Origin of the sequence: Tychonema sp. LEGE 07196 (genome assembly GCF_963890365.1) — a bacterium.
Classification (GTDB): domain Bacteria; phylum Cyanobacteriota; class Cyanobacteriia; order Cyanobacteriales; family Microcoleaceae; genus Microcoleus.
Window position 1 is genome coordinate 1 of the sequence record NZ_CAWPRX010000074.1, and the last position, 13,150, is coordinate 13,150.

Sequence of the window (13,150 nt, forward strand, 5' to 3'; positions counted from 1 at the left end):
GGCGATCGATATCTCATATCAGAGCTCCAATTGCTATATTCTCGCACAGGGTTGGGGTTTGGGGGCGATCGCGAAGCTGTAGTAAGGCGTTGGCGCTGCCGCACGGCGGTTAGAAACCCGGTTCACACAAATAAAACCCATCCCAAGCGGGCTCAAGAGGCGGTTGCAACCGATATTTTTTGCCAGCCCTGCCGGTGTTCAGTGAAAACCTTCCCTAGCCTACAAAGAATCTCAAGTCAGTTTGGCAAATAAAAAGTTAAAATATAATCTAAAGTTATTCATTTTTTTAGGTCGCCTATGACTGCTGCAGCACCCTCTTCGATAAAAAATCAAACTCAGTACGAAGCCATTATCGGTCTCGAAACTCACTGTCAATTGAGCACGAATACTAAGATTTTCTCCAGTTCTTCTACAGAATTTGGCAATGCCCCAAATACTAATATTGACCCAATTTGTATGGGAATGCCGGGAGTATTGCCAGTATTAAATCAAAAAGTGTTGGAGTATGCGGTGAAAGCTGGTCTGGCTCTCAACTGCGAAATTGCACCTTACAGTAAGTTTGACCGCAAGCAATATTTCTATCCCGATTTGCCGAAAAATTATCAAATTTCTCAGTTCGATTTGCCGATCGCTACTAACGGTTCGATAGAAATTGAACTGGTGGACGAGGCGGGCAATTCTACTAGAAAAAAAATCGGGATTACTCGGTTGCACATGGAGGAAGATGCAGGAAAATTGGTTCACGGCGGCAGCGATCGGCTCAGCGGTTCTACCTATTCAATGGTGGATTACAACCGGGCCGGCGTGCCTCTAATCGAAATTGTTTCGGAACCGGATTTGCGATCGGGCGCGGAAGCTGCCGAATACGGTCAAGAAATACGCCGGATCGTCCGCTATATCGGTGTTGGCGACGGGAATATGCAGGAAGGTTCGCTCCGCTGCGATGTGAATATTTCGGTGCGCCCGGTTGGGAGAAAAGAGTTCGGCACTAAGGTCGAAATTAAAAATATGAACTCTTTTAATGCGATCGAACGGGCGATCGATTACGAGATTGAGCGGCAAACTCAAGCTATCGAAAATGGCGAAACTATCATCCAAGAAACGCGGCTTTGGGATGAAAACAAGCAGTGTACTTTCAGTATGCGGATTAAGGAAGGTGCCAGCGATTACCGCTATTTCCCGGAACCGGATTTGCCTCCGATCGAAGTTTCAACGGATCAATTGCAGGATTGGAAAGCTCAACTGCCGGAATTGCCCGCCCAAAAGCGGCACCGCTACGAAACTCAACTCGCTCTTTCTCCCTACGACGCGCGGGTTTTGACTGACGACAAAGCGGTGGCGGAGTATTTTGAAAAAACGATCGCCGCCGGTGCAGTTGCTAAACAAGCTGCCAATTGGGTGATGGGCGATATTACTGCTTATCTGAAAAATGAGAAACTGGCGATTTCTGAAATTCCTTTCCAACCGCAGGATTTGGCCGAACTGCTGGCGCTGATTGATGCTGGCACGATCAGCGGCAAAATTGCTAAGGATATTTTGCCGGAGTTGCTAGCAAGCGGCGGTTCGCCGACTAAGTTGGTTGAAAGCAAGGGCTTGATTCAAATTTCGGATACAGGGGCGATCGATCGGGCAATAGATGCAGTGTTGGCCGCCAATCCCAAGGAGCTCGAACAGTACCGCGCCGGCAAAACTAAGCTGCTGGGCTTTTTTGTCGGGAAGGTGATGAAGGAAACCGGCGGCCGGGCAGATCCGAAATTGACTAATGAGTTGCTGGCGACCAAGCTTAACGGCTGAAGTCAAGGCCGCCGTTAAGGGGATTGTGTAGCGGACGCGCGCGCAGGGCGATCGGTTTTTCCCGATCCCGCCGCGCGATCGCCGATCTCGCTGCATGATAACTTTATAATTAATACACATTTCTTTACAACATCTTCACGTTTGGGGGTATCACCCCTCATCCTGATAATGTTATATTGTGTTATGTAGATGCACCCTGATGGCAGAGAGAGTTACTTAGGTAACTCTCTCTTTTTTTGTCTTTTTTGTCTTTTTTGTCTTTTTTGGCGATCGGGGATGTATAACTCGTTTGTAGTGCGGACTTGCATACGCTTTCCGCTCCAATAGCCAAGTCAGGACAGCTCGTTTGTAGTGCGGACTTGCATAGGTTTTCCGGCCCAATAGCCAAGTCGGGAGTGCGAACCTTTTTTGTTATGGTAAAAAATTGGTTTAAGGAACGAAAATTTAATAAATTAAATGATCGCTCTGTTTTGAGAAACCCTGGGTAAATAGAGGCAGAGCCTCTGGATCTGCATTACCAGGCAGAGCCTCGTAACGAGTAAATTCGGGCCAACTGTCAACTGTGGAACGCTTCAAGTAGATTAATATCAATTTGAGTAGGGACACGGCACTGCCGTGTCCCTACAGAAAATCATTTAGGATTGCTATATGAGCGAACAAGCTACCGAGCTAATCAAGCAGGGGATTTCGCAGTATCAGGCGCGCCAATTTGAGGCGGCGCTGGATTCTTGGCAAGAAGCGCTGGCGCTGTATCGGGAAGTTGACGATAAGCGCCGGGCGGGTGCGGCGCTCGGTAATATGGGCGTAGCTTACGAAGCTCTGTTAAATTACGATCGGGCGATCGACTGTTACCAGCAGCATTTGGTGTTGGCGCGGGAAATTGACGATCGCCGGGGCGAGGCGAATGCTTTGGGAAATTTGGGCAATGCTTGCTGTGCTCGCTCAGATTTTTTGGGTGCTATTGATTACCAGAAACAGCGTTTGGCGATTGCCAGAGAAACCGGCGACGCTCGATCTGAGCTGGAAACTTTGGGTAATTTGGCGCTGGCTTGCGATGCTAATGGCGATTTACCTGGTGCGATCGAATGTTATCAGCAGCAATTGTCGATCGCCCGCGCCCACAGCGACGATCGCGTTGAGCGCAGCGCTCTCAAGAATTTGAAGATTGCTTACAAGTATTTAGCAAATTACGAGAAAGCCGACGAGTACCGACAGCAGCAATTGGCGATCGTGCGCGCACTGTTTTTAACCGATAAAAATAACAGTTTTCTACAACTTGCAGAAACAGTTGGTTTGAATCCCGTCGAGGATTTTGCCGGAGCTGATTTAAGCGGTTTTGACTTCCACTACGCTGATTTGAACGGCGCGGATTTGCGCGAAACCAACCTCCAAGGGGCAGATTTAACCTTAGCGGATCTCAGCGGTGCTTTGCTGAGCGCTGCACTTTTAATTGATGCTAATTTGTGCAATGCTAATTTGCGGGATGCTGAACTCAGCAGCGCGAATTTAAGCCGTGCCGATTTGCGGACAAAGCTGCCGCGGGCGAATTTGAGCGGTGCAAACTTAGCCGGCGCTAATTTGAGCAGCGCTTATTTACCGAATGCGATTTTAGTAAATGCAAATTTAACTGATGCTAATTTAAAAAATTCTGATTTGAGCGGCGTAGATTTGAGCGGTGCTGATTTAAACGGTGCTGATTTGAGCCGCGCTGAATTAAAAAATGCGGTAGTAAAAAACACGAGGTTTGCTGGTTGTTTGGGGCTTTCGGAAGCCGTGAAAATTGAATTGAAGGCACGGGGCGGGATTTTTGAGTAAAATGGGAATGTTGGTAATTGTAGAAAATAATTAAAAGCTATGAATGCCGTAACTGCAAAACGATTCTCCATCGCCGAATATCACCGTTTGGCAGAACTGGGTTTTTTTGAGTCTGATAACCGATTTGAATTGATTCGCGGAGAAATTATTAAAAAAGCTAAAAAAACTACGTTTCACTCGGCTTGTAACTCGCTATTGCTGGGAGAGTTGTGCCTGATGATGGCAAAAAGTGCCTGCGTGCGCGGTCAGGAACCGATTATTTTGTCTGATGATAGCGAACCAGAACCTGATGTGGTGATTGCGCGCAGTCGTTCCGATAGTTATTTATCTTCTCACCCAGAAAGTGCTGATATTTTGTTGGTAATTGAGGTTTCTGATTCGACTTTGAAGTACGATCGCAGAACTAAGTTATCTCTCTACGCTGAATCGGGAATTTCTGATTATTGGATATTTAATTTGGTAGATATTCAACTGGAAACCTACAGCGAACCTTATCAAAAACCAACAGGTAGTTTCGATTATCGAGTCAAACGAGTGGTTTTACCAAATGAGTTTGTGGTAATTCCCGGTTTTCCAGAGTTGTCTCTGGATTTGTCTTTGGTGTTTCCCGGCTAGGCTTCCTGCGATGATATAATGCAAAAGTGCGATGGCTGCTTCCTTACCTTGCGCCTGCGAACTCTTCACCAAAGTAGCACTATGACCGCTCAAACTCTCGCCCCGCCCCAACAAATTGTCCAGCTATCGGGTATCAGTTGGCAAACCTACGAAACTTTGCTTGCCGAAATTGGCGATCGGCAAATTCGACTGACATACAACCGCGGCAATCTTGAAATTATGGTACCATCTCCAGAACACGAACGATTCAAAACAATAATGGGTCGATTTGTTGAAACTTTAGCTGAAGAATTAGATGTAAAAATTGAACCTCTTGGTTCTACCACTTTCAAACGTCCTGAACTTAGCGGTGCAGAACCGGATGAATGTTTTTATATCCATAATATTAGTGCAGTTAAAGGCAAAAAAAGAATCGACATGAATCAAGATCCGCCTCCGGATTTAGTGGTGGAAATTGATATTACCAGCCGTTCGGAAAATAGCTTGCAGGTTTATGCGGATTTGGGAGTGCCGGAAGTTTGGATTTATAACGGTTCGCGACTCAGAATCAACAGATTTGAGAAGGGAGAATACGTTGAGGGCGAGATCAGTTTAGCATTTCCCAGCTTGCCGATATTAGAGATTGTCAGATTTTTGGATCTAGCAGAAACAATGGATTATCTGGAATTAGTGAAAGCATTTCGGAATTGGGTAAAAAGCCAAATTCAGCAAAGTCAATGAAGGGCGGAAATTTTTAAACAAAATTTACAGCTTTAACCGATCGAAAAATGCTGTAATGTGATAAATTAGAAATGGAACACTCGTCAAAATCTCCATCATCACAGTCTGGCAGAGCCAGCACTTTTCCCGATATGCGATCGCTAGAGTCTCACAACAAATACCCAGATTGTTTGTGGATGCAATTAGAAGCAATTCCCGTGCGCTCCGTTGCAGCCCAAACCGAGCAGCTCCACATTCACTTGAGCCTCAATTTTAACGAACATTGGGAACCCCTGCTAGGCGGTCGCGTCAAATTTGGCTTGCAAAGCGGAACGCTCAAGCTCAATCTGGAAAACTGCGAAATTCCCGTAGCATCGCGTCAGTTAGTCGGTGATTTCATGCTGTCGCCAATTCAAAGCAGCACGCAAGTTTTATTTACGGAAAATTCGGCGGTAGTTCTAGAAAGCGAAACAGCGGAAAAAACTAAAGAAAATCATGGCACTTTGTGTCACGTTTCCACCCTAGGCGACGATACAACGCCTGCTTGGATTTTTGCATTGGAGCGCGCTGATTCTGTATTAAAAGGTTTGCTCAAAAGTGTGAGAATAGCAGAATTGACAGCCCAACCATTGCGGATTGCTGCGACTTTTGAAGTTGCCAAAGAAGATATTTATATCACAGATGCGGAGGGTTTGTGGCCGCACGATATTACGCCAAATCAACATTCGGTTTTAGAAAGAATTTTGACTGTATACTTGCAAGTAAATAAATTCCAACCGGCTCTCAGTTGGGCGCTGTTGTCCTACAATTTGCCTGCGGTGGAACAGCCAGAGGTGGAAATTTTCCCGGAAGCCCAAGCCCAATTGCAAGAAATGGTCGATCGCATTATCTCTGCTGAAACCGACAATTTTACAGAGTTGGCAAAAATCGCCAATCTCAATCCAGCACGGGATTTTGCGGGGGGTAACTTGCGCGGAACTACTTTGAATACAGTTGATTTTAGCAGTGCAAAGCTCCAGGGAACAAACTTCCGAGGTGCAAACCTCAGCGATGCCGATTTCAGCGATGCCAACCTGCAAAATGCCAAATTCGGCGGTGCAGATTTGAGCGGCGCTTTCTTAGGAAATGCAGATTTGAGCCGCGCCGATTTGTACCGCGCCAGTCTGGCTTTAGCAAACCTCAGCGGTGCCGATTTGAGTCGCGCCAATTTGCTCGAAGTGAACTTAACAAATACTAATTTCAGCGGTACGAATGTCGAGTCAGCAAGGTTTGGGAATAACTCAGGACTTGCGGAGGATGTGAAGTTGAATTTACAGCAGGGGGGAGCGATTTTTGAGGATGTTTAGTTCCTAAGTGCGAGAACCCTTTCATCCATCCGCATCCCTCGTGGCACGGGCATCCCGCCTGTGCGATGGCTTCAAAAAAATCCCGTGAAGCATAGCTATCCCGTAGGGAATCGACCATCATCAAACCTTATAAAAAAAATCCCAGTTAAAATAGAACCATCATTTCCTATCAATTTATCTCCACATAAAAGTATATAAAAGTATATGAAGATAGAAGATTATCCACTTGCCCAAAAATTGATATTAGATGCCGAAGGCAACATTAGTCAAGTCATTCTAGATTATACCGACTATAAGTATTTATTAGAAGCTATCGAAGATAGAGGACTTCTGTTAGCTATGCGGGAAGTAAAAAATGAAAAGCCGTTAAATTTAGGGCAAGCACTTGCAGAACTGGAAACAGAATGAAAGTAGAATATCTGCCCAGTTTTTTGAAGGATTTAAAAGCTCTTAAAAGTACGCCTGCTTTTGTGCAAATTAAGGAATTTGCTTTTGTGGAAATTGCCAATGTTAATGATTTACAGACAATAGTTAACTTAAAAAAATTGAAAGGCGATGATAATGCGTATCGGTTTCGGGTTGGCGACTATCGAATAGGTTTTTATTTTGATGGGGAAACAGTTACTTTTGCAAGAGTTCTTCACCGGAAAGATATTTATCGCTACTTTCCACCCTAAAGCTGTTTTCAAGAAACAATTTGATTAAATAAAGAGCGAGATCCCTTTTATCCATATCCGTCCATCCTAGCACGGGCAAGATACCCGTGCTTCAGAATTAGGTCAAAAAGAGCGATCGCACTCCACCCAAACAAGCTATCCTTCTTCCTTCTCCTTAACAGGCGCGCGCCCAGAAATCACAATAAATCCCACCGACTCAAGGGTCATCTGCGGGCGGCGAATTCCCGCTAAAATGGCTTCACTCAACGCACTTTCGGTACTGATTTCATCACCCAAAACCGATTCTAAAAGTTGTTCGGATTTAGAAAGTCGATTCAATCGCAATTGCAATTGATTCACCCGGTTTTTGAGTTGGATTGCAGCACTCACAGCAGAATTATTGCACATTTCCACAAAAGCCTCGCGCCCTCGCAGCAATTCCTCGGATACCACCCGGCTTTTTTGGCAAAAATCATCCCATTCCAACGGATCGACAAAACTGTCAATCAGCGAAGTACGATTTTTAGACAAATTATAATCCCGATTCGGGCCGCCTTTGCCTTTATAACCCCGCTGCAAAATCTGCATAACTTCCGCATCTTCCACCAGAGACATCTGCTCGCTGCGAGCGTCTACAAACACAGTTTCAAAAGTTGGGATAAACAGAGCATCAGCGCGCCGCTGCAAAGCTTTCAAGTTGTAATTTTCGATGCTTTGTGCTTGCAAAACTAGAGCTGCAGGTTCCACATCAGTCTGGATAGAATAATTAAATTGGAAGCCGAACCACTCCATCCCTTCCGCAGCATCCCAACTTTGATCGTGCCGCCACATCGCAAAAGCTTGACCCCGATCGTCCCAGCGAATGTAAGAGCCAAGCGCATCGATCAATCCTTCTCCAATGCGGTAAAGAACTACATCGTTATTTTGATGAGCAATGCGGCGATTGTAACTACCGTACTGCTGACAATAAGGAATCAATCGAGTTCTCAAATCGTTTGAAGGAATCAAGGTTTTTTGAGTGGGTTGATAGCGCATCAACCCTGATACTGTCGGATGTTCGATTTGTTTGAAGTGGAGAGCTTGACAAAGCCAACCTTCCGTCGCCCGCTGCATTTCTTTATGGCGGTCGTCGCAGTTTTCGAGAGATTCAAAATACTGAGATGCGCTGTCTTCTAGAGTGTCAATTTCATCGAGAACGTACTGTTCGTCGATTTTGGTTTTCTCTTGGGCGATTTGATTTTTGATTGATTCAATTTCGCTTGACAAGCCCTTTGCTCCCTCAGCAAACAACTTTGCTTCAAGTTCTAGCTGTTTTTGTTCGGCATAAAACTGAAGGCTGGCGATCGATTTGTTGAAGATATCGAAGCCGTCTTTTAAGACTTGAAACCAAGCTTCGTGGGGACTTTCTGGCAGATCCGGGCCTGCAAACAAACAAAATTGTACTCCCATTTTGCTACCAATGCGATCGACTCTGCCGAGTCTTTGTTCTAGCTGGTTGGGAAACCACGGTAAATCGAAGTGAATTAACCAATCGGTTATTTGCAGGTTTACGCCTGTTTCTGCCGATCGATCGCACACTAAGATAAAACAATGCGGCTCAGTCTTAAACCGATGGAGACTAGCCTCAACATCATCCCCAGACTTGCCGGTGTCGTGGCTGGCGATCGCCTTTTTACCAAAGATTTTAGCTAAGTTTTCCGCAATCTCTTGACAAGTTGCCGTAAAACTGGTAAAAATTACAATCTTAGGGAAACGTTCGCCCGGAATCGGCCGTTTAATTTGCTGTTGAATTCTCGATAGCAAATCGCGAGAATTGTTGTGATACTCGCGCGGCACCTTCAAAGCCACTGCCAAAAATCGCAAAATAGCAATTCGCAACAAACTCAATCTGTCGAGTCCTTCCTGGGGCTTTTGCAGGCTGTTGAGCAAGGTTTCCAGCATTTCCTTTTCTTCGGGAAACAGCGCTGTTTTCGTCAAAATTGCGGTGTCGCTTTGTCCGAATTCGCGATCGAGTTCAGGAGTCGATTTTTTCTGCAAGCGAGCTTTGACAACCCGTTCCAAAACATTCAACCAAGTACCGGAAGCGCGGAAAAACAGCAGAAAAATTCTCTGATATTCGCTAGATTTGGGAGCAGCAGCGCGCCATTTATCGAATACGCTTTGAATTTCCGACCACTGTTCGTCATTGAGATCGTACTCGGTTTTGGGGACACAATCGCGATCAAAAATCACATCTTCCACTGCATCCCGGCGGTTGCGGAGAATGCGTCGGTGGAGGCGATAGGTATTGCTAACGTGAGTGCGAATAGTTTGGACAAGGCGAGATTGTTCGGCGGTTTCTGCGGTTCTCAAACAAGTTTCTAACTCGTCGATCGATCCGAGCAAATAATCGTCTTTCGCAAACAGAGTGCGGAGTTGAGCGATTTTTGTTTGCAAAACTGCAGGCTTGACTGTTTCTCTAAAATCTAGCAAAGCGCGACCGATTTCCTGACGGTTCTGCACTCTTTGTTTGAAATTTTCTAGGTCATCTAGACGGTAAGTAGTCGGGTCTAGCAAGTGCAGCATGGTCAGAAAATCTTGCTCGTGACCGATAACTGGCGTTGCAGATAATAACAATAAGTTATTGCTTTTTTGAGCGAGTTGCTGGCATAGTTCAAAGGATTGTTGCTGATTGCGATCGCCCGAATTAGCCATTGCGGCCAGTTCCTGCGCTTCATCCACAATCAGAAAATCCAGGTTGGCGTTGCGGCTAATTTGATTGATTTCGCTAATAGCAACAAGCTGCACTCGGTCAGCAAAATGAGACAAATAGAATTTATTTTCTAACTCTTGTCGCCACTGTTCGAGCAAATATTTGGGAACGAGCACTACAGCGCGTCCGTCGGGATCGTCGAGTAGGAATTGGCGGAGAATTGTCCCGGCTTCTACGGTTTTCCCCAGTCCTGTTTCGTCTGCTAACAAATAGCGCGAGATCGGGTCTTCTAGGACGCGCCGGACGACTTCAACTTGGTGCGGGTAGAGCTCTATGTTAGCAGAAATTAATCCGGTCATGCCGCGGCTGACGGCGCGCTGTTCGATCGCAGATTGCACAAATGCCAATCGGCGATCGTGAAAATACGGTGTTTCTTGGCCTTTGACTGCTAAAATATCGATCGGATCGGCGATCGGGATATTGCAGCGGACGTAAAGTTCGGTTTCGACAGCTTGCAAACTTTGGCTGTCGGGGAGGTCAATTTCGTATTCTAACTTATCTTCATCCCAGTCATAAATGCGCCCGATTATCCACCTTTCCTGAGTGTTACTCCAGAGGTAGCAGCGGGTTTGTCGCTGAAGTCTAGCTTCTTGTAGCAAACCCAACGCTATAGTTTTGCGGAAGCGGTTTTTTACTGAGCAAAAATATTCAATTACGGCATCTGCAGACGATACCTCGACAACTTTTCCGATTCCCAAATCGTTTTTGGGCGATCGAACTAACGAACCAACCTCAATCATAATTTCAGCCTGACAATACTCACTAGAATACACTAACGCTTGATACCAATTTCATAAAGTAGCACTAGATATTACCCCCCCAACCCCCCCTTAGTAAGGGGGGGCTTCGGACTTCATCTATAGCATATATTTAGAAAAATGGTATGAGCGAAAAAAATAACATTAGTTCAGGTTCGCAGTCAGGACTTTAGTCCTCTTTTGGATGCGGAGTGAAGTCCTGAGTACAAACCGGTTGATAGGTAATTACGATCGCCCAAAAACAACGCCTGCATTGCCAGATTCCCATTTCGGGTATTTGTGCATAATACTAGCGTAGATTTCCGAGTCTGTAAAGGCGGCCAACCAAGCTTCTAGCTGATACCAAGGCTGTTCGTTGAACCAATTTTTATCGGTATGAGCGAATTGACGAACAAAAGGTGCGATCGCGCGATCGGCCAATGCTACATTATTACCATACAAATATTTAGTCGCGTTTAACTTTGCATTGAGTTTTTCCAGATATACAGCAGCTTCATCTCGATGTACTCTAGCCTCAACATCAGCATAACGTTCCGGGTATTTATAGCGGTCGAGATGATATTTAAACCCACCATCAAATTCAGCAATTAATGCTACCATTTCTGCAACAGTACCTTGTTCTGGAATCAACCATTTTTCAGGATCGTGTTGTTCTAATGCCCACAACATGATATCAATACTTTCATCCAGTACCCGCCCGTCAACATCAATCAATATCGGTACAGTACCCTTGGGCGATACATCTAACATTTCTTGTGGCTTGTCTCGCAAAACAACTTCCCGCAACTCGCACACCCGATTGCTAACCATCAGCGCCAAGCGCGCGCGCATAGCATAGGGACAGCGGCGGAAAGAATACAAAATTGGGTAGTTAGTAGTCATTAGTTAGTTGTTATTTGTTATTTGTTATTTGTTATTTGTTATTTGTTATTTGTTATTTGTTATACCATTTTTCTAAAGATGTGGTATAGATGAAATCTTAGCCCCCCCTTACCAAGGGGGGGTTGGGGGGGGTAATATCTAGCGCTACTTTATGAAATTGCTATTAGTAGTCATTAGTCGTCAGGAAGAATGAAGGCTTTAGAGTCAGAAACCGGGTTTCTTGCTATATTTTACGCCGCCCAACCAAAGTTTTCAGAGAAACCCGGTTTCTTTCATAAACGCGCTAATACTAATTGAGTCAGAAACCGGGTTTCTTTCGAGATTTTACGCCGCCCAACCAGAGTTTTCAGAGAAACCCGGTTTCTTTCAGCTTAGTGTTAATACTAATTAATCTATAGCGGTTCAATCGCGTGGTGAGGATAGCCCTATGCCCTATGCCCTATGCCCTATGCCCCAAGCCCTATGCCCTATCCCGGATATTACCTCCTATTTCGCTAGAAAATCTATATCCCATTATCAACTTTTTCCTTAACATCATAGCGCGCGCCAATATGTGTTTGATTGCGGCTTTTAGCAAGCTCAATCTGACGCTGCCGCTCAAATAAGGCTTGTTTTTTGGTTTCAGTTTTCGAGTCATGACAATGAGGACAACTTACACCAACTACAAATAATTCAGAAGCTTTATCTTCCTGACTAATGGGGTGACGACAACCGCGACAAAGTTCGTAGTTACCAGGCTTTAATTCATGCACAACAGAAACCCGTTCATCAAAGACAAAACATTCACCTTCCCAACGACTTTCTGCTGCGGGCACCGTTTCCAAGTATTTTAAAATTCCGCCTTCGAGGTGATAGACTTCTTCAAAACCTTGAGAGCGCAAAAAAGCAGTAGATTTTTCGCAGCGAATACCGCCTGTGCAAAACATTGCTACCTTCGGTTTTTGGCGTAAAGCAGCTTCTTTGAGCGCCCATTCAGGTAACTCGGAAAAGCTTTTTGTTTTGGGATTAATAGCACCTGCAAAAGTACCCATAGATACCTCGAAGTCGTTGCGTACATCAACTACCACAACATCAGGATCGTCAAGTAGCTGATTCCACTCATCGGGTTTGACATATTTGCCAGCCATGAGAGATGGATTAATATCAGGTATTCCCATCGTGACGATTTCGCGTTTTAAACGGATTTTTAGGCGGTAAAACGGTGCTTTTTCGGAAAAAGATTCTTTGTGAACCAAATCAGCAAAACGCGCGTCACAGCGCAAGAATGCTAGGACTGCGCGCACGCCTTCTGACGAACCGGCGATCGTCCCGTTGATGCCTTCTGCAGCCAACAAGATGGTGCCTTTGACGTTGTGGTTGTTGCAACAATCGAGTAGCGGTGCTTTGAGGTCGGCAAAATCCGATAGTTCAACGAACTTATATAATGCAGCGGTTAAGAATTTAGCCATAGATCGAATTGATAGCACTAATTAATTTTCATAGAACTATGAAAATTCAGTTAAAGCGGGCGGTGGGGCTCGAACCCACGACGTCCAGCATGGGAAGCTGACATTCTACCACTGAATTACGCCCGCGCTTAGTCTATTGTACCTGCTTTTACTTTTGAGTTATTGCGGTCAAAAATGACTAGAGAAACATTATACAACAATTTTGCGATTCTGAGTCAACTATTTTGAGATTTAAGTTTCGGTGCCCGATCGCCCGTCCAAACAAAAAAAGTCCTGCACCAAAGGCAGGACTGAATCTAATACCAAATTCATAAAATAGCGCTACATATCTACCCCCCCCAACCCCCCCTTATAAAGGGGGGGAGTAAAACTTTCGGTAGTAGAA

10 protein-coding genes and 1 tRNA gene are annotated in these 13,150 nt (G+C 45.2%); 7 read left to right on the forward strand and 4 right to left on the reverse strand.

Annotation, left to right across the window (positions count from 1 at the left end):
• Positions 1–297 precede the first annotated feature (297 nt).
• The 7 genes from gatB to AACV78_RS09500 all read left to right on the forward strand — a co-directional run bounded on the left by gatB (position 298) and on the right by AACV78_RS09500 (position 6,946).
• A complete protein-coding gene (gene gatB, locus AACV78_RS09470; protein WP_194012613.1) occupies positions 298–1,794 on the forward strand; it encodes an Asp-tRNA(Asn)/Glu-tRNA(Gln) amidotransferase subunit GatB in 1,497 nt (498 codons plus the stop codon).
• Positions 1,795–2,442: 648 nt separating this feature from the next.
• Positions 2,443–3,609 (forward strand): pentapeptide repeat-containing protein, encoded by a 1,167-nt coding sequence (locus AACV78_RS09475; protein WP_194012614.1) that lies wholly within the window; start codon positions 2,443–2,445, stop codon positions 3,607–3,609.
• A gap of 39 nt (positions 3,610–3,648) precedes the next feature.
• The gene (locus AACV78_RS09480) at positions 3,649–4,224 is read left to right on the forward strand and encodes a Uma2 family endonuclease (RefSeq protein ID WP_194012615.1); all 576 of its coding nucleotides are present in this window, start codon (positions 3,649–3,651) and stop codon (positions 4,222–4,224) included.
• Positions 4,225–4,305: 81 nt separating this feature from the next.
• Entirely contained in the window at positions 4,306–4,944 is a 639-nt protein-coding gene (locus AACV78_RS09485) for a Uma2 family endonuclease (protein ID WP_194012616.1), read from the forward strand.
• 71 nt (positions 4,945–5,015) lie between these two features.
• The gene (locus AACV78_RS09490; protein WP_194012617.1) at positions 5,016–6,269 is read left to right on the forward strand and encodes a pentapeptide repeat-containing protein; all 1,254 of its coding nucleotides are present in this window, start codon (positions 5,016–5,018) and stop codon (positions 6,267–6,269) included.
• Positions 6,270–6,473: 204 nt separating this feature from the next.
• Positions 6,474–6,677, forward strand: coding sequence for a hypothetical protein (locus tag AACV78_RS09495; RefSeq protein WP_194012618.1), 204 nt, complete (start codon positions 6,474–6,476; stop codon positions 6,675–6,677).
• The gene (locus AACV78_RS09500; protein WP_194012619.1) at positions 6,674–6,946 is read left to right on the forward strand and encodes a type II toxin-antitoxin system RelE family toxin; all 273 of its coding nucleotides are present in this window, start codon (positions 6,674–6,676) and stop codon (positions 6,944–6,946) included. The genes AACV78_RS09495 and AACV78_RS09500 overlap by 4 nt, the downstream gene beginning before the upstream one ends.
• A gap of 135 nt (positions 6,947–7,081) precedes the next feature.
• On the opposite strand, the gene dpdE is transcribed toward AACV78_RS09500, so the two are convergent.
• The 4 genes from dpdE to AACV78_RS09520 form a co-directional block, all read right to left on the reverse strand.
• Positions 7,082–10,417 carry a protein DpdE gene (gene dpdE, locus AACV78_RS09505; protein WP_194012620.1) on the reverse strand — a complete coding sequence of 1,112 codons (3,336 nt, stop codon included), beginning with the start codon at positions 10,415–10,417 and terminating at the stop codon, positions 7,082–7,084.
• Positions 10,418–10,660: 243 nt separating this feature from the next.
• Positions 10,661–11,317: a glutathione S-transferase gene (locus tag AACV78_RS09510; RefSeq protein ID WP_194074401.1), complete on the reverse strand. Its 657-nt coding sequence runs from the start codon at positions 11,315–11,317 to the stop codon at positions 10,661–10,663.
• A 503-nt stretch (positions 11,318–11,820) separates the two neighbouring features.
• On the reverse strand, positions 11,821–12,765 hold the full coding sequence (gene trhO, locus AACV78_RS09515) for an oxygen-dependent tRNA uridine(34) hydroxylase TrhO (protein WP_194013145.1): 945 nt from the start codon (positions 12,763–12,765) through the stop codon (positions 11,821–11,823).
• Between the two features lie 54 nt (positions 12,766–12,819).
• Positions 12,820–12,891, reverse strand: a tRNA-Gly gene (locus AACV78_RS09520).
• Between the last annotated feature and the right edge of the window lie 259 nt (positions 12,892–13,150).